The 23,787-nt window shown below is 44.4% G+C and carries 19 protein-coding genes (1 of these 19 running past the window's edge); 10 read left to right on the forward strand and 9 right to left on the reverse strand.

Translation table 11 applies throughout. The features are described from left to right. Positions 1–27 precede the first annotated feature (27 nt). The 5 genes from B1L02_RS23640 (at position 28) to add (ending at position 6,003) form a co-directional block, all read left to right on the forward strand. On the forward strand, positions 28–915 hold the full coding sequence (locus tag B1L02_RS23640; protein ID WP_151208237.1) for a DUF2914 domain-containing protein: 888 nt from the start codon (positions 28–30) through the stop codon (positions 913–915). A 103-nt stretch (positions 916–1,018) separates the two neighbouring features. Further along, positions 1,019–1,957 (forward strand): hydroxymethylbilane synthase, encoded by a 939-nt coding sequence (gene hemC, locus B1L02_RS00435; RefSeq protein WP_088529509.1) that lies wholly within the window; start codon positions 1,019–1,021, stop codon positions 1,955–1,957. After that, complete coding sequence (locus tag B1L02_RS00440; protein ID WP_088529510.1) at positions 1,958–3,775, forward strand: uroporphyrinogen-III C-methyltransferase; 1,818 nt, start codon at positions 1,958–1,960, stop codon at positions 3,773–3,775. Next, on the forward strand, positions 3,772–4,875 hold the full coding sequence (locus tag B1L02_RS00445; protein WP_088529511.1) for a heme biosynthesis HemY N-terminal domain-containing protein: 1,104 nt from the start codon (positions 3,772–3,774) through the stop codon (positions 4,873–4,875). The genes B1L02_RS00440 and B1L02_RS00445 overlap by 4 nt, the downstream gene beginning before the upstream one ends. Positions 4,876–5,007: 132 nt before the next feature. Further along, the gene (add, locus tag B1L02_RS00450; protein WP_039491021.1) at positions 5,008–6,003 is read left to right on the forward strand and encodes an adenosine deaminase; all 996 of its coding nucleotides are present in this window, start codon (positions 5,008–5,010) and stop codon (positions 6,001–6,003) included. A 20-nt stretch (positions 6,004–6,023) separates the two neighbouring features. Here add and B1L02_RS00455 read toward each other — a convergent pair whose 3' ends face one another. The 3 genes from B1L02_RS00455 to ubiD form a co-directional block, all read right to left on the reverse strand. Continuing rightward, on the reverse strand, positions 6,024–6,431 hold the full coding sequence (locus tag B1L02_RS00455) for a CBS domain-containing protein (RefSeq protein WP_088529512.1): 408 nt from the start codon (positions 6,429–6,431) through the stop codon (positions 6,024–6,026). A 157-nt stretch (positions 6,432–6,588) separates the two neighbouring features. Beyond that, positions 6,589–7,302, reverse strand: coding sequence for an NAD(P)H-flavin reductase (fre, locus tag B1L02_RS00460; protein ID WP_088529513.1), 714 nt, complete (start codon positions 7,300–7,302; stop codon positions 6,589–6,591). 77 nt (positions 7,303–7,379) lie between these two features. Then, a complete protein-coding gene (gene ubiD / locus B1L02_RS00465) occupies positions 7,380–8,852 on the reverse strand; it encodes a 4-hydroxy-3-polyprenylbenzoate decarboxylase (RefSeq protein WP_088529514.1) in 1,473 nt (490 codons plus the stop codon). 255 nt (positions 8,853–9,107) lie between these two features. Between ubiD and B1L02_RS00470 the strand changes: the two genes are divergently transcribed. Beyond that, positions 9,108–11,780 carry an EAL and GGDEF domain-containing protein gene (locus B1L02_RS00470; RefSeq protein WP_232003121.1) on the forward strand — a complete coding sequence of 891 codons (2,673 nt, stop codon included), beginning with the start codon at positions 9,108–9,110 and terminating at the stop codon, positions 11,778–11,780. On the opposite strand, the gene B1L02_RS00475 is transcribed toward B1L02_RS00470, so the two are convergent. Then, positions 11,777–12,547 carry a tetratricopeptide repeat protein gene (locus tag B1L02_RS00475; protein ID WP_088529515.1) on the reverse strand — a complete coding sequence of 257 codons (771 nt, stop codon included), beginning with the start codon at positions 12,545–12,547 and terminating at the stop codon, positions 11,777–11,779. The genes B1L02_RS00470 and B1L02_RS00475 overlap by 4 nt on opposite strands. 89 nt (positions 12,548–12,636) lie before the next feature. Beyond that, positions 12,637–14,031 carry a M20/M25/M40 family metallo-hydrolase gene (locus B1L02_RS00480; protein ID WP_088529516.1) on the reverse strand — a complete coding sequence of 465 codons (1,395 nt, stop codon included), beginning with the start codon at positions 14,029–14,031 and terminating at the stop codon, positions 12,637–12,639. A gap of 192 nt (positions 14,032–14,223) precedes the next feature. Between B1L02_RS00480 and dbpA the strand changes: the two genes are divergently transcribed. Further along, complete coding sequence (gene dbpA, locus B1L02_RS00485; protein WP_088529517.1) at positions 14,224–15,606, forward strand: ATP-dependent RNA helicase DbpA; 1,383 nt, start codon at positions 14,224–14,226, stop codon at positions 15,604–15,606. On the opposite strand, the gene B1L02_RS00490 is transcribed toward dbpA, so the two are convergent. Beyond that, positions 15,595–16,179, reverse strand: coding sequence for a DNA-J related domain-containing protein (locus B1L02_RS00490; protein WP_088529518.1), 585 nt, complete (start codon positions 16,177–16,179; stop codon positions 15,595–15,597). The genes dbpA and B1L02_RS00490 overlap by 12 nt on opposite strands. A gap of 71 nt (positions 16,180–16,250) precedes the next feature. On the opposite strand from B1L02_RS00490, the gene B1L02_RS00495 reads away from it, so the two are divergent. Then, on the forward strand, positions 16,251–19,091 hold the full coding sequence (locus B1L02_RS00495) for a response regulator (RefSeq protein ID WP_088529519.1): 2,841 nt from the start codon (positions 16,251–16,253) through the stop codon (positions 19,089–19,091). On the opposite strand, the gene B1L02_RS00500 is transcribed toward B1L02_RS00495, so the two are convergent. The 3 genes from B1L02_RS00500 to trxA all read right to left on the reverse strand — a co-directional run bounded on the left by B1L02_RS00500 (position 19,088) and on the right by trxA (position 22,279). Further along, the gene (locus B1L02_RS00500; RefSeq protein WP_088529520.1) at positions 19,088–20,350 is read right to left on the reverse strand and encodes a methyl-accepting chemotaxis protein; all 1,263 of its coding nucleotides are present in this window, start codon (positions 20,348–20,350) and stop codon (positions 19,088–19,090) included. The two genes, B1L02_RS00495 and B1L02_RS00500, sit on opposite strands and share 4 nt — an antisense overlap. A 137-nt stretch (positions 20,351–20,487) precedes the next feature. Continuing rightward, on the reverse strand, positions 20,488–21,747 hold the full coding sequence (gene rho / locus B1L02_RS00505) for a transcription termination factor Rho (protein ID WP_010604247.1): 1,260 nt from the start codon (positions 21,745–21,747) through the stop codon (positions 20,488–20,490). A gap of 205 nt (positions 21,748–21,952) precedes the next feature. Then, the gene (gene trxA / locus B1L02_RS00515; RefSeq protein WP_088529522.1) at positions 21,953–22,279 is read right to left on the reverse strand and encodes a thioredoxin TrxA; all 327 of its coding nucleotides are present in this window, start codon (positions 22,277–22,279) and stop codon (positions 21,953–21,955) included. A gap of 91 nt (positions 22,280–22,370) precedes the next feature. On the opposite strand from trxA, the gene rhlB reads away from it, so the two are divergent. Both rhlB and gppA read left to right on the forward strand, forming a co-directional pair. Then, entirely contained in the window at positions 22,371–23,651 is a 1,281-nt protein-coding gene (gene rhlB / locus B1L02_RS00520; protein ID WP_088529523.1) for an ATP-dependent RNA helicase RhlB, read from the forward strand. 52 nt (positions 23,652–23,703) lie between these two features. Further along, positions 23,704–23,787 carry the beginning of a guanosine-5'-triphosphate,3'-diphosphate diphosphatase gene (gene gppA, locus B1L02_RS00525; RefSeq protein ID WP_088529524.1) on the forward strand. It continues 1,425 nt past the right edge of the window, so only the first 84 of its 1,509 coding nucleotides appear in the window; it begins with the start codon at positions 23,704–23,706; its stop codon lies off the right edge, out of view.

Raw genomic sequence — 23,787 nt, forward strand, 5'->3', positions numbered from 1 at the left:
ACTGGTGACAGATACAGGAGCAAAGCAATGTCACAAAAGATTGTCATAAAAACGTCGGTGAGTAAGCGACCCTCAGAGCCCTCAGCGGTGTCCTATCAATGGCACTGGAAACGCATTTTTATGGCAACGGCAGCATTTGCTAGCATTGCAACCGCGGGGGTTTATGGTGTCGTGGATAACGTCAACGCAGATGAAGATGATGTCCAAGTGGCAGTGCCTATGCATGCCACCATTGCGAAAACCGATGATACATCGCTGAACGACTCCCCTCTATTAGTAGACTCCAAAGAGGAGCGTGAGGGCGAGCAGCTAAGTGCTGAAACATCAGGTACCGTTTTAACGACGCCTGAACTCACCCCAGCTGGTGCCGCGACGACCTCAATAGAGGTCGCTCAAGTCATTGCGTTAGACCAAGTTCAACATCAAGATTTTGAAGAAACAGAAACAGAAACAGAAACAGAAACAGAAACAGAAACAGAGACAGAAACAGAAACAGAAACAAGGGTTGAAGCTAGAAATCAATTTGATGCCGAAGCGCACATCGCCAGTGTCGCGCTAGGGGCAAAAATAGACACACAATTTATCAGCCGCGCTGTACTCACTACCATGATTGACGATCGCGAACCAACAAACGTGTTGAAAGATGTGATCGCGACCACTCAGTTTAGTGACAAGCTTTACTTTTTCACTGAAGTACATGCACTTAAAGATCAAGTGGTGTCGCACCTGTGGTTCCATCAAGACGAGCTGATGGCAGAGGTGGAGCTCCCGATCCAAGCCGCGCGCTATCGTACTTATTCAAGTAAGAACGTCATGCCGAGTCAAACCGGGGATTGGCGTGTTGAGGTGGTGACGCAGTCTGGGCAACTGCTTGCCCAAAAGACATTCCGCATCGTGGATAATAGTCAGCAATAATCTTACTTGCAGTATCGTGCATGGCAGCACGTGACTGACTGCCATCACCACATAATTAACTTTTTGCAGCTGCTATGACGCTGCAATAAATGAAAGGCAAATCATGACAGAACAAGTTTCCATAATACGTATTGCAACGCGCAAAAGTGCTTTGGCGCTATGGCAAGCCGAATTTGTTAAGGCTGAGCTTGAAAAACACCATGCTAATCTAAAAGTAGAGCTTGTGCCGATGTCGACAAAAGGCGACAAGATCTTAGACACACCATTGGCAAAAATTGGTGGTAAAGGGTTGTTCGTCAAAGAGCTTGAGCAGGCCATGCTAGAAGGGCGCGCAGATATTGCAGTGCATTCAATGAAAGATGTGCCAGTTGACTTCCCTGAAGGGTTAGAGCTGCATACTATTTGTGAGCGTGAAGACCCAAGAGACGCGTTTGTATCTAATACTTATACTTCTCTTGCAGAGTTGCCTGAGGGGGCTGTGGTTGGCACATCAAGCCTACGTCGCCAATGTCAAATTCGAGCGGCTCGCCCAGACCTAGTTATTAAAGATTTACGTGGCAATGTTAATACTCGCCTAGCCAAACTGGATGCGGGTGAGTTTGATGCCATTATTTTGGCCGCTGCGGGACTTATCCGTTTAGAAATGGCTGATAGAATTGCAAGTTATATTGAACCTGAAGCGTCATTACCGGCCAATGGTCAAGGAGCTGTCGGCATTGAATGTCGTAGCGATGATGCTCAAACCAAAGCGTTCCTTGCACCACTGGAACACACAGATACACGTATTCGTGTACTTGCCGAGCGGGCAATGAACCGCCGTTTGGAAGGGGGTTGTCAGGTTCCAATCGGTGCTTACGCAGAAGTATCGGGCGATCAGGTATACTTGCGCGGCTTAGTGGGTGCTGTCGATGGCAGTGAAATCTTGCGCGGCGAGTGCTCAGGTACGGTTGCAGAGGCTGAGCAACTTGGAATTCAGTTGGCAGAATCATTACTTGCACAAGGTGCAGATAAAATTCTTGCCGAGGTTTATAGGGACGCTTAAATGAAAGTTGTGCTAACTCGACCCGTCGGCAAATCAGAACCTTTATCTGAGTTACTGACACAGCAGCAAATTAGGTCAGTGATTTGCCCTGTATTGCAGCTTAACGGAGTGGCGGTGAGTGACACTGCCAAAGCAATGATAAGCGAAGCCGAGTTAGCTATTTTTGTCTCGCCAGATGCGGTGCGATACTTTCATCAATTAGAAGTACCATTAGCCGGACATTGCGCAGCTTTTGCTGTTGGTGAAGGTACGGCCGATGCAATCCAACAAACCCTAAATATCAAAGCTAAATACCCTAAACAACCTGATTCCGAAGGCTTGCTTGCTCTTGCGGAGCTGTCTGCTGTAGAGGGAAAGCGCGTACTGTTGGTCAAAGGGAAAGGCGGGCGCCTGGTCATTGCACAAACCTTAAAAGCACGGGGTGCTATTCTTGATAGCCTTGTGGTTTATGAACGCGTTGCCGTAAAAGACAATGCAGATGGCTGGTTAGACCACTGGCGAAGCCAACAGATTGAAGGTATAGTCATTACCAGTAATAGTGCAGCGGATGCGATTTTTAATACGCAGTCGTCAGCAAGTAAAGATTGGTTGGCTCAGCGCACATTCTTTGTTGTGAGCCAACGTATTGCTGAGCATGTACAGCAATCCTATAACATCGAACAGTCTCAAATTGTGGTATGTCATGGCCCTGATAATCGTGCCATCGCAGGGAGTATCATCGACTATACCAAGCAGCAAGGGCGCAAAATGACTCAGTCTGAATCGCAAACAAAGAATACAAATACTCAGCAAGCTGCAAAAGCAGCAGAGCAAACTGTAACACCACATCAAGGTAAGGCGGGAGTGAGTAAGGTTGCGCTCCTTGCGTTATTGGTGGCGCTCGGCAGCGGCGCTGGTGCTGGCTATGTCTATTTGCAACAGCAACAACAGTTGCAACAAGCGTTGCTAGCTAATCAAGCGATTAATGCTGAAAATCAGTTACTAAACACGCAGCTGAGTGGCGCTAAATCGCAACTTCAACGAGTAGAAAAAGTGCTTGATTCGCTACAAGACAATGTCGCAAAGCGATTGGCTGAGCAGCAACAGCACGTGGAAACCCAGCTAACGCAGACGCTTACCAAGGCGCAGCAGCAAGTAAGCGGTGCAGTTGCCTCAGAAGCATTGTATTTACAGCGCCTTGCTGCATTTAAGGTTGCGGCAGAGCAAGACTATCTTGGCGCAATTGCCATTCTGCAGCGCTTGCAAGAGAGCTTAGAGTCTGAGCCCAATACGGCTGCTGTTAAGCAGGCGATTGCTACCGACATTGCGGCTTTGAAGGCCTTGCCTAAGCCGCAAACGGAGTCACTTTACTTTGAGCTTCATGGTTTATTGTCTCAAGTTGATACGCTAACGATCAAAACCAAACAAATTCCGCAAGCGACAGCGAGTGAAGATGCTGCGTTATCGCAACAGGTTGATGATTGGAAAGCGAACTTAAAGCGCTCTTGGCAGGGATTGGTTGATGATTTTATTACCATACGTCACCATGATGAGGTAGTGATAGACCCACTCCTTGATAAGAACGAGCAACTGCTGATTCGCACACAGCTTCGTGCTTATTTAACCCAAGCACAAACCGCATTAATGGATCAACAAGCGAGCATTTACTTCAGTGCGCTTGATAGTGCAGCCGACACGTTGGCGCGTTATTTTGATACGCAGCAAGCGCCTGTGAGCGCGATGCAGCAGGCTTTAAACAAGCTGAGCCGCAGTGAAGTTCAGCGCCAAAAATCGATTGAGCTTGCCACCCCAGCAGCAGTAAAAGGGTGGCTAAAATGATGGCAAAAATCATCACCTTCGCGCTTATCTTTATCGCGCTAGCCGCCAGTCATTTGCTCATTGATGAGAAAGGCTATGTGTTGATCTCTTTCAATCAAACCACGATTGAAGGCAGCATAGTGTCTTTCACTATCTTGTTGTTGCTCGCCATCACCGCTTTAGTGTTGTTGGGTAAGGCAGTGCGTTGGTCATGGCATCGCCTAGTCAATACGAAAGGTCATTTTTCCAGAAAGCGTAAGCTAAAAGCGCAACAAGCATGGAATGAAAGTTTGTGGCTATTTATTAACGGCGAAGTGGAACAAGCCGCAACCTTGTTGACGAAAACGCCACAGCCGGATGAGCGCCAAGACTATGTTCGTGCCATCGCTGCAAAAGCGGCGTTAAAGCAAGGAGATGTTGTCAAAGCAAATACAGAGTTAGAAGCAATATCTGACGACAACCAAGGGCAGCTCGCGGCACTGTGGCTGGAAGCAAATAATAGTGAACAGGCGTTAGCTTTACTTGATGACAAAATGTCTGCGGCTAAACCGACTTCAGCGGTGCTTAGTGGTTACATTTTAGCTTGCCTACAGGCTAAGCAACCCGAGCTGGCTGCTGCACAAATCGCGAAGTGGCACAAAAAGCTTAGCTGGAGTGATGCCCAGTGGCAGAGTGTGTTTGAGCGCATGTTTGTGATAGCCCCAGAGCAAGCAGACACTTTGTTTAATACGCTACCTAAGACAGTAAAAGCGCATGCAATACCAGCCCTTAATAGAGTGAAGCTGCAACAGGGACGCATAACGGAAGTGTTGGGTGAGCTCAAAAAGTTGCTCAAACAAGGTCAATATCACCAGCTGGCGGACCATCTGCAACACAGCACGCAAAGTAGTAATGAACTCAAGTTAGCACTGCAGCAGCAGTTGAAAAAACATCCAGGTGACAAGGAACTGCTGTTTGCATTGGCTTGCCTTTGCAATGCTGAGGGGGATTATGAACTTGCCGCGAAGATCTTTGATTCTTTAAGTGCAAACCCTTGGGAAGCGCGATGGAGTAAGCAAGCTCAGCTTGCCTACGAAAAAATGCATACGTACGAGAAAGCGTACTTAATCGCAAAATCATAACGAAAAGCCTGCGCAGCAATGTGCAGGCTTTTTTGCATTAAAGTTAGCTATACTCAACTCTGACATATGTCCTTGCTATCTCAGTTTAGATGCGTATGATCCCAAAAATTTTAACTGCAAATCGAGTCTCTTATGATCAATAACACACTTCCACTGTTAGATTTACATCGCCACTTAGATGGTAACGTTCGTGCTACAACGATTTTAGAACTTGGCCAGCAGTTTAATATGGATTTACCTGCAACAGACCTTGAAGGCCTACGCCCGCATGTTCAAGTGTTGGACAATGCGCCCAATCTAATGGCGTTTCTTGAAAAGCTAGATTGGGGCGTAAAAGTACTGGGTGACTACGATGCTTGTCGCCGTATTGCGATTGAAAATGTTGCCGACGCAGTTGCACAAGGTATTGATTACACTGAGCTAAGGTTTAGTCCTTACTACATGGCAAAAACCCATAATCTACACCCGCAGGGCGTTGTTGAAGCCGTAGTAGACGGTGTACAAAGTGCAGTCAAGGGTCAAGACATCAAGGTTAACCTGATCGGGATTATGTCACGCACATTTGGTGTGGAGAAATGCCAATATGAACTAGACGCGCTACTTGCCTTTAAAGAGCAGTTGGTTGCGATTGACCTCGCGGGTGACGAACTGGGCTTCCCTGGCGAGCTGTTTATTGAACATTACAAGCAGGTTCGCGATGCCTATCTTGGCGTGACGGTACATGCTGGCGAAGCTGAGGGCGCGGTAAGTATCTGGCAAGCCATTAAAGAACTTGGTGCAACACGTATCGGTCACGGAGTTAAAGCAATCCATGACCCAGCACTGATGGACTATTTACGTGATAATCGTATCGGGATCGAGTCTTGTTTAACCAGTAACATCCAAACAAGCACCGTCGAAAGTTTAACAACGCATCCACTGAAAGCATTTTTAGATCATGGCGTATTGGCAACCATCAATACTGATGATCCTGCGGTTCAAGGTATTGAGTTGGATAACGAGTATAGCCATGCGGCTGCGGCGGCAGGTTTAGATTTGAGTGATATCCATAAAGCGCAGCGCAATGCAGTTGAGATTGCCTTTTTAAGCGAAGCTGACAAAAAAGCGTTGCTTGCAAAGAAAGCGTAAGCCGAAATTGCTGTGTGGGATCATCCCGCACAGCTAAGATAGCTCTCTTTTAGTGCCGCAACGACTTGACTGCGCGTCACAATACCAATAACTTTGCCGTCATTGAGTACGGGATAGACCTTAGGACTATTTTGTTGCATACGCTGTGCAAGATCGACAACGGTTGTTGCACCTTCAACGCTGAGAGCAGGCGTTGCCAGTAAATCTCTCACCTGTACTTTACCATCACAAAAGTAGCTGGAATTAAGCAAAGGCTTGAGTAGCTGCTGCTCTGAAATAAATCCAACAAGATGACGCTGTGCATCTATTACTGGCGCACCAATTAAATGATGCTTTTGCAGCAAACTAATCGCGTCGGTTAGTTCAGTCTCAGCGGTTAAGGCTGGGAAATCGGGTGACATGATGTCACGAACATAAACTTTACTCATCATACTTCTCACGGTGCTTGGGTGTAATATGAGAATAGGGGGAAATGGTGGTTTGGTAAAATGGATTGTTTTGATTGGTTTGTTCTGTTTTTTCAATGTGTGACTAAAGGCCAGCCACACATTGAATAACGCTCTGGCTACTTAACTGAAGCCGAGGTTATTTAATAAACGCAAAAGCGTCCGCGTACATAAAGTCGCGCTCAGCACCATGGTTGATAAAGTCATCACGCACGATGCCAATCATATCAAAGCGGCCTGCCATATAAATGCTGTACGGCTCTAAAGAAACGATATCTTTCATCACGGCCTGATGAACGAAACCGCGATGGCCTTGCCATGCCTCACTGGCATTTTCTACCACAGGAATAAACTGAAAGTGTTTATTTGAGGCGGCCCAAGCTTCCATTTCGGCTTTTGCATATAGCGCCGACTCTTCTTTTACACCCCAGTAAAATAGCACCGGTTGGTCGTAACCTGTTTCAGCTAAGTGATCAGCCATAGATTTGACATAAGAAAACCCAGTGCCGCCTGCTAGCAGTACTAAAGGACGCGCTTGATCAACACGGATCTGAGATACGCCAAGCCCGACTTCTAATGCGACGGTTTGCTTTGTATCAAAAGCGTTACGTAAGTAATCTAGTGATTGCATGGCATAAGAGTCTGCGCCAGAAGCACCGATATGTAACTCTAACTGCTCTGTTTTTGAAGGGCTGCTGGCAATCGAGAAAGCACGTTTGTCTTTTTCACCAAGTACCAATTGCAGATACTGGCCGGCTTCGAATTGCACCGCTTCTTCAGGTTTTAATATAACTTTGTGAACAAATTCCGTAAGAGGTGTAATTGAGACAACCTCTGCTGCTAATACTTGCATGTGTTACCTTTATTAAGCACGTGGCTAAAGTCTGTGCACTCTAGCATAGCTGAGTGCACAATGTTAGATGATATATGTCATTTGATGGTGATCCCTAGAGTATCCCAAATTTCGTCAACACGTTGTTTAACCTCGGGATCCATAACGATAGGCTCGCCCCATTCACGGTCGGTCTCACCAGGCCATTTGTTAGTTGCATCCATACCCATTTTAGAGCCAAGTCCGGACACGGGAGAAGCAAAATCGAGATAATCAATAGGCGTGCTTTCAACTAAGGTGGTGTCTCTGGCGGGATCCATACGTGTTGTTATCGCCCAAATCACATCATTCCAGTCGCGAGCATTCACATCATCATCGCAAACAATGACAAACTTGGTGTACATAAATTGTCTAAGGAAAGACCATACACCCATCATCACGCGTTTAGCATGCCCCGGATATTGTTTCTTCATGGTGACGACCGCCATGCGGTATGAGCAGCCTTCCGGTGGAAGGTAAAAATCGACGATTTCCGGAAATTGCTTTTGTAAAATCGGCACGAATACTTCGTTGAGGGCAACACCAAGAATGGCAGGCTCATCAGGCGGGCGGCCCGTATAAGTGCTGTGATAAATTGGATCTTTGCGATGTGTCATATGGGTGACAGTCATTACAGGGAAGTCGTCAACTTCATTGTAGTAGCCGGTGTGATCGCCATACGGACCTTCTGGCGCGAGTTCGCCCGGTTGAATATATCCTTCTAAGACGATTTCAGCGCTTGCTGGTACTTGCAGTTCGTTAGAAATAGATTGAACGACCTGCGTCTTACTACCGCGCAGTAGACCAGCAAATGCGTATTCGCTTAGGGTATCCGGCACTGGAGTTACCGCACCCAAAATCGTCGCCGGATCAGCACCGAGTGCTACAGATACCGGATACGGTTCGCCTGGGTGCTCTTTGCACCATTCTTGAAAATCAAGCGCACCGCCGCGATGTGATAGCCAGCGCATAATGATTTTGTTTTTACCTAATAGCTGCTGACGATAAATCCCCAAGTTCTGACGCTTTTTATAAGGACCTTTGGTTACCGTTAACCCCCATGTGATTAAAGGTGCGGCATCACCAGGCCAGCAATGTTGAATAGGCAGCTTGGTGAGATCGACCTCATCCCCGCTCAGCACGACTTCCTGGCATGGGGCTTTTTTCACTTCTTTAGCAGGCATATTCAACACTTGTTTGAACACCGGCAGCTGACCAATGGCTTCTTTAATTCCCTTCGGTGGATCGGGTTCTTTTAAAAAAGCGAGTAACTTGCCGACTTCTCTTAGTTCACTGACATCGCTTTGCCCCATGCCCATTGCGACTCGCTTTGGTGTGCCAAATAGGTTTGCCAGTACAGGGATGTCATAACCAACAGGGTTTTCAAATAGGATAGCGGGTCCACCTGCTCGCAGCGTTCTGTCTGCAATTTCAGTCATCTCTAATTTGGTGGAAATAGGCTGCTTGACGCGAACAAGTTCTCCTTGCTTTTCAAGCTGGGCTATAAAATCTCTTAAGTCTTGGTATTTCATTGGCGCACTATGAATTGAGTTTGGCCTAGTATATCAACTAGGCATATTTTTCCTAGCTGTACGGATGGGATGGTGAAAAGGTTTAGCAACTCACTTTTGCATCTACACTATTGCGAAATAGACTACACTTTCAGGACTTATCGGCTTGTCAGTGCGCCAGAGCAAGTGTATAAATTGTTATAAAAAGATGTGTGTGTTGAGTTGTTTTGATATGAAACAAGCAAAAATCGACTTTCGATGTAGCTCACATACCCTTTGCGCTATAGTCGCTGCGGTTGCATAAAACGATATCCTGAGGGGTCTGAGTTTGAAGTTGATGTCAAAATTGCTCGGGGGCTGCTGTTGCTGTTTTGTACGTTAGCACCAGCTCACGAGTTACCATATTATACTTTTTCTAATCATAGTGCGGTGATGTTGATCATCGAGCCCACGTCTGGAAAAATTTTGGATGCCAATAAGGCTGCTGCCGCATTTTATGGTTACAGCGAGGCTGTATTGGAATCAAAAGTCATCCAAGATATCAACTTATTTACCGCCGAGCAGGTTGCCAATGAGCGTCAAGCTGCATTAAATGAAGGCCGTAATTATTTTATCTTCCAACATCAAACTGCAGACGGCGGTGTGAAAACAGTGAGCGTTCACACGACTCCGTTTGAAAATAGTGATGGTAAACCTAGATTACTTTCTGTTATTCAAGATATAAGTGAGCAGCGTAAGCTACAGCAAGATCTCTGGCATTACCAAGCCAATCTTGAACAACAGGTCATGCTGCAAACTGAAAAAATTAAGCAAGCCAATACGGTACAGGTCATTTTGTTAACTGCGGTGATAGCGGTGCTTATTTTATCGATGGTGGTATTGATGACCGTTTTGATCAGGCTAAGGCGCTCCAATCAACGAGCACAAGACCAAGGTGCGAAACTCAGTGCTATTTTTGATGGTATTAAAGCATATCTGGTGTTTACGGATGAAACTCATCACATTGAAGCCGCTAATGGCTCAGTATTAAAGGATTTTGATAGTTTAGAAGGGTTAAAATCAAAATCTATTTATACCTTATTTGATGTCCTCGATAGTGAAAAGCTGCTAGCGGAAGGAGCACTTGAGTGCCAACTCGATGCGCGTTTTGACTATCGCAATGTTCGGGTTTCTTGCGCCCCTGTGATAAGTGAAACGCAAGCAAAGCTCGGTTTTATCTATGTTATTCAAGATATTACTGAAGAGCTTGAGAATGAACGAGAGCAGCGCTTGGCAAGTACGGTATTTGCGACAACCACTGAAGGTGTGTTGGTTTCGGACAAGCATAATCAAATCCAAATGGTGAATCGCGCGTTTACCGAAATTACTGGCTTTGGCATGGATGAAGTGATTGGGGAGACTCCGGCAATACTGAATTCTGGACGCCATGATGAGCGCTTTTTCAACGCGTTATATGATGACTTGGTTAACAGAGGCCATTGGGAAGGAGAGATTTGGAATAAGCGCAAAAATGGTGAAATTTATCCGAGTTGGCTGCAGATATCTGCAGTATTTAACGATGCTCGGGAAATTGACATGTATGTTGCGCTATTCAGCGATATTACCTCGAGAAAACGTAACGAACAGTTAATGTGGCAGCAAGCCAACTTTGATAGTTTGACAGGTCTTGCAAACCGCCACCATTACCACGTTAAGTTTGATTTAGCGTTAAAGCGAGCAGCCCAGTTAGAAGAACGCTTTGCAATTTGTTTTATCGATCTTGACCGCTTCAAAGCAGTAAATGACACTCTGGGGCATCATATTGGTGATTTACTACTCAAAGAAGCTGCAAACCGTATTAATGAGTGCGTGCGTAGTTCTGATACTGTTGCAAGATTAGGTGGAGATGAATTTGCACTATTGTTACAAGATATTAGCTCAATCAGTGATTTAGAGCTGGTTGCGACTAAGATCTTACGTGCACTAGCCAACCCATTCCATTTGGAAGGGCACGAAGCTTACGTCTCCGGTAGTATGGGGATCACTTTCTACCCAGATGATGGAACCGATCGTAAAGTTCTGTTACGTAACGCTGACAGTGCAATGTATAAAGCGAAGGAACATGGTCGCGACTGTTTTCAATTCTATACTTCAGCGATGCATCAACATGCCAAAGCGCGTAGCGTCTTAGAAAGTGCCTTGCATAAAGCGCTGTCTAATCGAGAGTTATCACTGGTGTATCAACCCATTTTTTCACAGCTGGGCAGCGGCGATCTCGTTGGTTGCGAAGTGTTACTACGATGGAAAAGTGAGTTGCTGGGCCATGTTTCACCCGACCAATTTATTCCTGTGTGTGAGGAACTGGGTCTTATCTTACCCGTTGGAGAGTGGGTGCTGTATCACGCTTGCTCTCAAGTTAAAGCCTGGCAAGACAACTACGGTAGACCTTTATTCATTGCAGTTAACGTTTCTAGCATTCAGTTTAAACGCCAAGATATGGTCGAGCTAGTAAGAAAGGTACTTAAAGATACTAAACTTGAAGCAAAATATCTGACTTTGGAAATCACAGAGTCCGTACTGGTTGAAAACTCAGACAAAATATTGTCACAATTAAAAGCATTAAGAGAAATGGGCGTGGAATTGGCGATTGACGACTTCGGTACTGGGTATTCGTCGTTGAGTTATCTCAAGCGCTTCCCACTTTCTAAATTGAAAATTGATAGAACCTTTATTCGTGATCTACCTGAAGATGAAGAAGATAAAGCGCTCGTCAGCGCCATTATCTTGATGGCGCATAAATTGAATTTAAGGGTCATTGCAGAAGGGGTGGAAACGCCAGCACAATGTATGTTTTTAAAGAATTTGCTGTGTGATATGACGCAAGGCTATTTCCATTCTAAACCAGTGGCACAACAAGAGTTTGAAGCGAACGTCCTAACCATGCAATATCACAAGCAAAGTCAGAGTTAACATGGGTGGTCTTGACATAACTTAGTCAGGGCTGTTTGCGCCTTATGATTACCTTGCTCAGCGGCAAGTTTAAGCCAGTGGATCGCTTTTTCGGTGTCTTTTACGCCACCTTCTCCGTCGCGAAGCATTGTCGCATAGTTATATTGTGCCCACGGGTTACCTGTTTTTGCCGCTGCTGCAAACCCCGTTTTTGCTTCTTCAAAGTTTCCTTGGCTGTAAGCGTGAATTGCTTCTTGATTCTGTGTTGAGATCTTAGGTCCGTTGTATAGTGGCTTCGGCTTTTTAAATCTTTGTCTAACGACGCCACCAAGCACATGGATCCCAACGGGTCTGTAGACAGAGACTATGGTTTCATCGTCAAGTAAGTCTAACAGGCTGTCTTTTTCTAGCGTCAGCCTTTGTGGCTTAAAATAATTATCGGTCATTAACATGCTGACGCGAATATCCCGTGTGATGTTACGCATTGTGCGGTAAGTGTAGGCACTTTCCTTCACTTTAATGCCGTCATCTGTCAACTCAGTAATTTGCAATATCTGAAAAGCGGGATCATAAACTTGCTCCGCGTTTTTACCTGCATCAAAAATAATCAGGTCATCGATTTGTGGAGATGTTAAGTATGTTTGATAACTGGCGACTTGTTGTTGATGCTGGTTATAAAAGTAAAGTGCGGTGGTGGCCACAATCAGTGCCGACACGGCAATTTTATACTTACTGATAAGGTCGAATATTGAGTCGTAAAGGGAAAAAAATAGGCTTTTGATTTCCATATTCTATTAGTTGGTTATATATGAGTATGTCTAAGGTAGGCAACTTAAGTGTAGGGGACAAGTGTACTTGTCCCCATAAGTGTAAGATTTTATTTCCCTGCCATTTTCGTTTTGGCGTCGGCAGCCATTAAGGCAAATACGGCGTACGCTGCGGTATTTTGCTTTAATTTTACTGGATCGACTTTATCAAGCGTGTCATCAGCAGTGTGATGATAATCAAAATAATCCGTACCATCCTGGTGTAAAGCAAAGATTGGAGCCGATGTGGCATTTTTTAGCGGAATTAAGTCAGGACCACCATGCGCACTGTTTTTGCCAATATAGGTTACGCCGAGAGGTGCCAACTGCTTTGCAATCTCGCGCACAACGGGTAAAGAGGCTGCATTTACATTTGATTCAAACGCATATACGACGTCCGCACCAAAATCGGACTCGGACGCGGCTACGATGCGGTCTAATTCTGCCTGATGCTTTTTAAAGTAGGCTTTTGCTCCCCAAAGACCTAGCTCTTCTGCTGCAAATAGGACTACGCGGACACTGCGTTTAGGGCGTTTTACATCGGCAATATGTTTCGCTGCTGCCATTGTTAACGCAACACCAGCACCATCATCGAGCGCACCCGTGCCAAGATCCCAAGAGTCTAAATGGCCACCAATCAAGACATATTGCTCTGGAAATTCGGTACCCGTGAATTCACCGATGACGTTGTAACTGGTTCCTTCACCTAAGTCCTCAGTTTGAATATTCAGTGCGACTTTAACTGCATGACCTGAGTTGATAAGGCGTGCTAGCTGATCCGCATCTGGATTAGCAACTGCAGTTGATGGGATCTTTGTTACTCCCGCTTTATAGTGACTGCCGCCAGTGTGCGCGAAGCGGTGGTGGCTGGTGCTGACTGAGCGCATCATATAAGCGATAGCGCCTTTTTTAGCCGCTTCTACCGCACCGCTATTACGCGCTCTTACTGCGGGACCATAGCCATTACCATCAATATCGCGGTTCATGCGGTAGTTAATGAAGGCTATTTTACCTTTTAAGCTATTGTCTGGCGCTGCAATAAGCTCATCGAGAGTTTCAAATAAAACTACTTCGCCACTTAAGCCATCTTTTGGTGTGCTGACACTATTTCCAAGTGCGGTGAGGTGCAGCGGTTGTTCGCTCGGTATAAGTATTTTTGCAGACTCATGGTAGCGACGCCATTCAGGGAAGGTGGCTTCCTCTACCCACACCTTGTCAAAACCCAGTTGCTCAAATTGTTTCTTTGCCCAAGCTACCGCTTTTTTATCATTTTCGGTACCCGGTAATCGTGGGCCTACTTCTGTAGTGAGAGATTCTAGTAGCTGCCAGCTTAGGTTGCTTTGGCTTGCCGCTTCTCGGACTTGTTTAACTTGTTCTAGTTGTTGTGTAGTAAATTCTTCGGCTTGCAGTGCTGTGCTCAAACCTGCGCTTAATAAACCAAATGCCAATAGTGATTTAAACTTCATGATAATCCTTGGTAAAAATGGAGTTACCGCGCGATTAAAGCATAATTTGTAATGGAAGTCCGTGTATTGCGATGAGGAAAATTCATCCACAATCTAGGGGCGCTTTATCTTGGAGATAATAGGGTAAAGCGGTTAGCGAATTGAAACATTTGGTATAAAATACGCGATTAAGATAGCGAATAGGAAAGCACTGTGTCGATCACCTCATTTTCTCAATTACCTTTAAACCAAGCGCTTGCTCAGCGCCTTGTAGATCTTAACTACATGGTGCCAACGGCAGTACAGTCTGTGAGTTTAGCGCCAGCACTGACTGAGCGAGATTTAGTCGTGAAAGGGAAAACTGGGTCTGGTAAAACACTGGTGTTTTCACTTGCGCTGCTGAATAAGTTGCAGCCTGAAAGTAATGATGTTCAGGCTTTAGTGTTATGTCCAACGAGAGAATTGGCCGACCAAGTTGCACAAGAGATCAGAAAAGTTGCGGCTTTAATTGGTAACATCAAAGTGCAAACGCTCTGCGGAGGAACGCCCATTGAGCCTCAAACCCGAGCGTTGCAACATGGCGCGCATATTGTCGTTGGTACACCAGGTCGGGTTGAAGAGCATGTTTTTAATGGCTCACTCATGCTGACTGAAACGCAGACTGTGGTATTCGACGAAGCGGATCAGATGTTGGATATGGGCTTTACTGAAACGCTAGAAAGCATTTTAGTGTATGTGCCTGAAGTTCGACAAACACTGATGTTTAGTGCGACCTACCCAGACAAGATCATGAAACTGGCGAAGCAATATATGCGTGAGCCAGAGTTTGTCGAAGCGAAAGAAGAACAAGCACACCACAGCATTAAGCAAACCTTTTATAAATTAGACAACAATAAAATGCGCTTTAACGCACTGAGAGTGCTGTTAATGCAGCACCAGCCGCAAAGCTGTATCGTTTTTTGTAACACCAAAACTGAGACTAAGCGACTATTCGAAGAATTACGTCAAACTGGACTAGCTTGCGTCGAGTTACATGGCGATTTAGAGCAAGGTGAACGAGAGTGGTCATTGCTCACTTTTGCCAACAAGAGTGCCAATATTTTAGTTGCCACCGACGTTGCCGCTCGAGGGCTCGATGTTGAGGAAGTCGAACTTGTGGTTAACTATCATTTGGCACTTGAGCCGCAAACGCATATTCACCGTGTTGGTCGTACGGGCCGGGGTGAGCACAAAGGTATTGCAGTATCTCTTTATGGAGAAAAAGAAGCCTTCAAAATAAAACAGTTAGCGGAAATATATGGTCAAGAGCTGAAGCATGGCACGTTGCCAAGTCATTCACTGCTCGAAAAGCCAGCCTATAAGTCGAACATGGTGACCCTCATGATTGAAGGTGGCAAGCAGCAAAAGCTCCGTAAAGGAGACATTGTAGGCTGCTTGACCGGTGAAGAGGGCATCAGCGTTAAGCAGATTGGCAAAATAAATATTTATGATGTACAAGCATTCGTTGCTGTAAAACGTGAGGCGGTAAAGCCTGCGCTACGTAAGCTTAACAATAGTAAGATTAAAAATAAGCGTTTTAAAGCCTTACGCGCTTAAGGCATGCTTCAGCATCTCATACTCGTTCATTAAGCGTTTGAAGGTTTCCTCATCACCTGACTTATCTGGGTGATGAGTGAGCGCTTGTTTTCTCCAACATTGGCTTAACATCTTACGATCATAATCTATAGGTAGCTGCCAGAGTCTTCTAATGTCATTTAATTCGTTAGTATTGATTTCATGTCGTTGGCGAGCGCCGCTAAACGTAAAGCGTTGCCAAAAGTTATCTAATAGAGCACTCACCTCCTCGCTACTGGTTTCGTAATGCTGCCAGTCTAAATAGTAACTTCTGAGCGGATCATCTGACGCTAATTGATGCTCACCTAATCGTGGAGCTAGATAAATATTGAGTGCTTCGATATGTAAGTATTGGCCCTCATCGAATACTTCTTGCTGAAGTTGATACAGGGCATTCATGATCAGGAAGTTACGTTTAAATAGGTTTTTATTTTCATCTTCGTCAAGGCGAGGGAGTTGTTGTTGTTCCAACAAAACGGCGGCAATAGTGTGTACTTTTAACGATTGATTTTGACAAATTAGTCTAAAAATAACATCTGCTAGCGGATTGAACATTGTCGCCTCTTTAGTCTTGGTGTATCTTCACACTACCACGCAGACTAAATGATAAGCAATGGAGAGCAGCAATGAATTTATCGAGGCAACTAAAGCCATGGTTTGTGTTTGCCTGTTGTCTGTGTTTCTCCAGTTGTTTTCAAGTTAACGCCACGCTAAATGATAGCACCCTTGACGAGCGTATCGCAGAGGTGGAGCAAACCACCCATTGGCAACAACAAAAAACGCTGGGCACCGAGTTACTCGCGGAACAAGAACTGGGAAAGACAAGAAAAGTCGAGCTTTTGCTTAGCCTAGGTAAATCTGCTTATAAACAAAATCAATTCAAAGATGCACTCATTTTTCTCAATCAGTTAGAGTTGATAACGCAATCAGATAGACTGAGTGACAACCATTTTACAGCCGTGAAGGTTCAAGGGATCTGCTACTTTTACCTCGGTCATTACCAACAGGCAATCGAGTTTTACTCACGAGCATTGGCGCTAGCTGAGCAACGTAATGTCCCTATAGAGATGGCTAATTTACATAGTAATTTGGGCCTAGCATATTTTAATAGCTTCACACTAGACTTGGCACTGCATAATTATTTAAAAGCAGATGAGCTTTACCAAGAGTTCGGCGATGCTCAAGATCACGCCGATATTTTACTGAACATATCGGGTGTTTATATTCGTCAAGGCGCCTATGACAAGGCTGAAGAAATGCTCCATGAAGCCCTAAATGCATTTGTCGAGTTGAATGATGAATATGGTGTTGCGCTGGCTCAGGCAGATCTTGGTGTGCTATACACTGAGACTAAACGCCCCGCGCTTGCCAAAGCGTCATACCAAGCAGCAATTGCTTATTATGAAGCGCAGAATGACGTCCGCCATTTGTCATTTGAATATGGCAATCTTGCTTTATTGAGCTATTCACAAAACCAATTAGAATTAGCCGAAAAAGAAGCAAACTTTGCGCTCTATTATGCTGAAAAGGCTCAGAATCCTGCCAACCTCATGGAAGCTCAATTTACCTTGGCACAAATCTTCTTCGCTCAAGGGCGGCTAACAGAAGCCCTGACTAATGCAGAGCAAAGTTTAGCGGCTAGTCGAGTTATGCATGAACGAAAAAGAGAGCGTATGGCTCTCCGTTTGCTAGCCTTGATTGAGGCTGCGCAAGGAAATATTAAGCGCGCTAGAGACTATGACTCACAAAATTTGGAAGCGCAAAACCGTTTGATGAATGACGACATGCTGAAACGGATTAATGACTATCGTGCTAAGTATGAGGCCAGTGAGCTTTCTCGAGAAGTCGAAGTGCTTAAGCAAGAGCAAAAATTACAGCTACTCAAAGAAGAGCAGCGCAGCCAGTTACAGTTGTTGGGCGTTATCATCGCGCTATTAACCTTACTGACAACTTTTGCACTTTACCGACGTAAGGTTGAGCAAAGAGCAAAATTAGAGTTAAGTCAGAAGGTCGCATTAAGAACATCTGAGCTTCAGCAAAAAGCGGATGAGTTAAAAGCGGCCAATCAAGTGAAAAGTCAATTTCTGGCAAATATGAGCCATGAAATCAGAACGCCACTTACAACGGTGCTGGGACACGCAGAAGATTTGTTGGTCGAACAAGATTTAAATGCTCAGGCACAAGCATCGGTCAGAACAATCTATAATCAAGGGTTACACTTACGAGATCTCGTCAATGATATTCTGGATTTAAGTCGAATCGAAGCTGAGCGATTAGAGCTAGAGGCGACGGAATTTTCGGTAAGCAGCTTACTTGCTGACTTATGTGATATGTTTCAACAAAATATCCAGAGTAAGCAATTGGAGTTTATCGTCTGTGATCAGGTAAGGGCTAACGCTTATGTGCGTTTAGATTACATTCGAGTAAAACAAATACTAATAAACTTGCTAAGTAACGCCCTAAAGTTTACCGAAAAAGGCCGTATTGAATTGGAGGTATCTGAAACGCACCATGGTTTGCAGTTTGTGGTGAAAGATACTGGTATTGGTATGACTGAGCAGCAAATAGGTCGAATTTTTGATAATTTCCAACAAGCTGACAACAGTATAACAAGGCGCTTTGGCGGCTCAGGACTCGGATTAAGTTTGTCGAGCCAGCTTGCTCACATGATGAATGGTGAAATCAAAGTACAAAGTGTTGTCGAACATGGTAGTGCCTTCTCCTTTAGTGTACCTTGTACCGTTTATCTCAATACGGCCATTGCTGAAATTAAAGAACCGCAGTCCAAGCAACCTTTGCTCTCTGGTACGGTGCTGGTTGTGGAAGATCACCCAGAGAATCGGCAACTATTCTCTCGCATGATTGAGCGTACGGGCGCAACGGTTATTGTAGCCGAAAATGGTGCTCGAGCGGTTGAGCAGTGTCTTAGTGACTTTCCTGATTTGGTACTTATGGACATTCAAATGCCAAGAATGGACGGGGTAGAAGCGCTTAGGATCATCCGCTCGGCGGGCTACTCCGGTCCAATATACGCGTTGACCGCTAATGTCCTGACGGAAGAGGTAAAATCATATATCGACTCAGGATTCAATGGTCATATTGGCAAGCCAATTAATAAAAATGAATTATTAGCTGTATTGAATATGCACTTAAACTTCGAGTCTGACGGCAAAGCGTATGAACTTAATATTGATTTATCGGATTTACGAGATAGCTTCGCAAGCACTTTTGAACAAGAGCGTTACTTGTTGATTGATGCTTGGCAAAATAAAGACCTGATCACACTTCAGACTATTTGTCACAAGTTGGCGGGAGCGGCATCTATGTTTGAATTCCCTGAGCTGGCGAGTATCGCCATAGAATTTGAGAAGGTATTGAAGCAAGGGGAAGGGGGCGAAGATCAATTTCAATCTCTGTTTTTAGCAATGTGTGATCAGCTAAAGTCTCAAGAATCTTTAGCCTCCTAAAATAGTTCTATATCATCTGAATCTCCCATATTTAAATTGTCCGGTTGCTCAACATTACTAATTGAAACCCGTGAACTGTCTTTTCTAGTATCTAATTCCTGTGTGTAGTCGGCGATTTTAAAAATAGACAACTTTTCATGAATGCTTTGTGACAAGGCAATCAGGTCTCGATTAGAGACAGCTTGAATTTTAGTGCTTGAAAGCGCATCTGAATTTAGGTGTACCATTGACTCTATGCTTTCCTGAGCTTCGTCAGAAGCTTGCTTTTGCTCTCCAACTTGCTGGTGAATATCATGAGACATTTGGTTGATAGAGAGCATCGCATTTTCTATTTCATCGACCTCTTTTGTAGAAGCTTCGCTTAATTTTACTGTATTGGCGGTTTCCTGCAGCGCTGCTTGCATCAGCGCATATACGGAATCTGTACCGGATTGTATTTTGCTAATGACTTGGCTTACTTCCTTAGTAGATTGACTCGTCCTTGCTGCAAGATTACGAACTTCGTCAGCAACGACGGCAAATCCTCTTCCTAGCTCACCCGCTCGCGCGGCCTCAATTGCAGCATTTAGCGCAAGTAAGTTGGTTTGCTCTGCAATGCCATTAATCACTTCAAGCACAGAACTAATTTCATTGCTGTCTGTTTTGAGCAGTTCTATTTGATCACTGGTTTTTTTGATGTTATCTGCAAGTGTTAGCAGGCTTTCTTGACTTTTATCAGTATCTAATCTGGTCTGTTTTACTGCGATTGTGGCGTTTTCTACAGATGCATAGATCTGTTCTAAGCTAGTATCCAAACGCGCAGAAATCTCTAGCATAGACTGAATTGAGGTGGCTAAGTATTCACCATGAGTATGTTGTAGCGTCGCCTTTTGTGTCATGGATGCATAGGTATCTCTTAGGCTATCTGCCATTGGGTGAAGTCGAGAAGAAGATGCATATACTTCACTAATTACATGTTCTATAACGGCGAAGCAATCATTCATTAATAGGCAGGATTTAGAAATACTTTTATCTTGTTCGTTAAAGCGATAAGTTAGGTCGACGCCTTCGTCACTAATAAAATTTCGAACTAGATGCTCTAAGTGTTTTTCAGCGGAAGGAGCTTTTTTAAAGTATAAGAATTGCAATAGCGCCCCCAGCGATAGGGCACCAACTGCAACGACTACTTTAGCCTCATCAGAGGATAGCGAGGTAATTGCGAGTGTTACAGAAGCCAAATTAAAAAGCGTGACTGCGGCAATAATATGACTCTGTTTCATTCTACGTCCCTTGGGGCATCATTCAAATGCATTTTAATTTTATTAGATAGGTATAGAACAAAAACAGGAAGTTGGCGAACCTGAAAGGCAAAAAGCCAGCATAAGCTGGCTTTTAAATAACTAAACTTGATGTCTACTTACTTACGACGCATTGAGTCGAAAAATTCATCGTTTGTTTTGCTCATGGAAAGCTTATCAATAAGGAATTCCATGGCATCGATCTCACTCATTTCATGAACAATCTTACGTAAGATCCACATTTTCTGCAGTTCATCAGTTTTCGTTAGCAGTTCTTCACGACGAGTACCAGAGCGGTTGAAGTCGATAGCTGGGAATACACGTTTTTCCGCAATCTTACGGTTTAGGTGTAGTTCCATATTACCCGTACCCTTAAACTCTTCGTAGATAACTTCATCCATCTTAGAGCCGGTATCGATAAGTGCCGTTGCGATGATGGTTAAGCTTCCGCCTTCCTCAACATTACGTGCAGCACCAAAGAAACGCTTAGGTTTGTGCAGCGCATTGGCATCAACACCACCAGTTAATACCTTACCTGATGAAGGAATAACCGTGTTGTATGCTCGGGCAAGACGTGTAATTGAGTCAAGTAGAATGATGACATCCTTCTTATGCTCAACTAAGCGTTTTGCTTTTTCAATCACCATTTCTGCTACTTGAACGTGGCGGTTGGCAGGTTCGTCGAAGGTAGAGGCTATAACTTCACCTTGAACGAGACGCTGCATCTCTGTTACTTCTTCCGGACGCTCATCGATCAGTAGTACCATCAATGTCGCATCTGGGTTGTTATATGTGATGGACTGAGCAATGTTTTGTAGCAACATTGTTTTACCCGCTTTTGGTGGTGCAACGATAAGTGCGCGCTGACCTTTACCGATTGGAGAAGCAAGGTCTAATACTCGAGCAGTAATATCTTCTGTACTACCATTACCTCGTTCCATTACCATACGCTCATTCGCATGAATAGGCGTTAAGTTTTCAAATAGGATTTTGGTACGAGAGTTTTCTGGCTTATCGAAGTTAACTTCATTAACTTTCAATAATGCAAAATATCTTTCGCCATCTTTTGGTGGTCTTATTAAACCACTGATGGTGTCACCGGTACGCAGGCTGAAACGTCTAATTTGGCTCGGAGAAACGTAAATATCATCAGGGCCAGCTAGGTAAGATGCTTCTGAAGAACGTAAAAAGCCGAAGCCATCTTGTAAAATTTCTAAAACACCGCCGCCGTATATATTTTCGCCGCTTTTCGCGTGCGCTTTCAAAATAGCAAAGATAATATCTTGTTTTCTTAAACGAGCTACGTTTTCAAGTCCCATGGACTCAGCAAGTTTTACAAGTTCATTGATTGACTTGTCTTTTAATTCGCGTAAATGCATATTGGTGGGTTCTTTATTACAGTTGTCATTCTCGTTAGTTTCACGAGAGAGGTTGATTTGATAAAGCTTAAAGGTTTGTGGCTTTATAAGTTAGCAGCTAGGCGTCGGGTCGTCCAGTGTTTATACAAATTTTATTCTATTAAAAATGATACAGATCAGGTCCACAACTGCGGCAGTGATGCCGCAGATTGCGTAACAACCTGAATTATAGGTTGTTTTCTAGAAACTCAACAAGTTGAGTCTTAGATAGGGCACCAACTTTAGTTGCCGCTACTGCACCATCTTTAAACAGTAATAGTGTTGGAATACCACGGATACCGTATTTAGGTGGAGTATTAGCATTTTGGTCGATATTTAGTTTGCCGATCGCCACGCGGTCACCGTGTGATTCTGCAACTTCATCAAGGATAGGCGCAATCATCTTACAAGGGCCACACCATTCTGCCCAGAAATCTACTAGTACAGGCTTGTCAGATTTGATTACGTCAGCTTCAAAGCTGTCATCAGTTAGTTGGATAATTTTGTCGCTCATTACGCTCTCCGTTAGAATTAGGCGAAATATTTAATGCGTATTTAAACACTCTTGTTTCTTATTGCAAGTTTAAACGTTATGCTTTATCGCTATGACTAAGACACATTTGACCAATAAAAAATTCAACGACTTTGCTTTAGCACCGGAAGTGGTCGCCGGTTTACAGGAAAATGGCTTCGAATTTTGCACGCCAATCCAAGCAAAGTGTATACCTTACATCTGTGAAGGCCGCGATATTGCTGGCCAGGCACAAACTGGTACGGGCAAAACCCTTGCGTTTTTGACCGCGACCTGTCATCGCCTATTGCAGACCAAAAAGGATAAAAAAACGCAACCTCGTGCAATTATTATGGCACCGACTCGAGAGTTGGCTATCCAAATACATAAGGACGCGCAAGTCGTTGCGCCACGTTGTGATCTTAAGCTTGCCCTTGTATATGGTGGCGAAGATTACGAAAAACAACGGGCTCAACTGGAAAAAGGCGCGGACATACTAATCGGAACTACTGGGCGTTTAATCGATTTTTATAAGCAGGGTGCTTATAACCTCAATGATATCGAAGTGGTTGTGCTAGATGAAGCAGACCGAATGTTTGATTTAGGCTTTATTAAAGACATTCGTTATTTGTTCAATCGCATGCCAGGTCGTGAAGAGCGATTAAACCTATTATTCTCAGCGACACTGTCATACAGAGTGCAAGAATTAGCATTCGAGCACATGACAAATCCTATCCATGTACAAATTGAACCAGATGTTAAAACGGGCAAACGCATTCAAGAAGAGCTGTTTCACCCGTCGACAGAGGACAAAATACCTTTACTGCTGACTTTGATTGAGGAAGAGTGGCCAGAGAAGGCAATCATTTTTGCTAATACTAAGCACAGCTGCGAAAACGTATATGAATGGCTGAAAGCAGATGGCCACCGTGCTGGCTTGCTTACAGGCGATGTAAATCAAAAGAAACGCCAATCAATTCTAGCGCAGTTTACGCGTGGCGATGTTGATTTGCTGGTTGCGACTGATGTTGCAGCGCGTGGTTTACATATTCCTGAAGTAAGTCACGTGTTCAATTTTGACTTGCCGGATGACAGAGAAGACTATGTTCACCGCATTGGTCGTACGGGTCGAGCGGGTGCATCTGGACATGCGATTAGTTTCGCGTGCGAGCAATACGCCTATAATTTACATGAGATAGAGGAATACATAGAGCATGCAATTCCTGTTTCTCATTATGATAAAACAGCACTATTAACTGACTTGCGTGCGCCTCAAGTAAATAAACGTCGTCATTCAGGCCATGGTAATAGTGGTAACAAGCAACGTGGTGGTGGTCGCCGAACAGGTGGCTATAGAAAACCACAATCCAAGTAAACTTGGATAGCAAAGTAGTAAGCGCTTAAAGCGATTTGTTGAGGTTTAAAAAGTGGCAAAGACTGCTTCGAAGGAAGATATTTACGCTGTAATAGACTTAGGTTCTAACAGCTTTCATATGTTGATAGCGAAACAT

This window comes from Pseudoalteromonas piscicida, from assembly GCF_002208135.1.
GTDB lineage: Bacteria > Pseudomonadota > Gammaproteobacteria > Enterobacterales > Alteromonadaceae > Pseudoalteromonas > Pseudoalteromonas piscicida_A.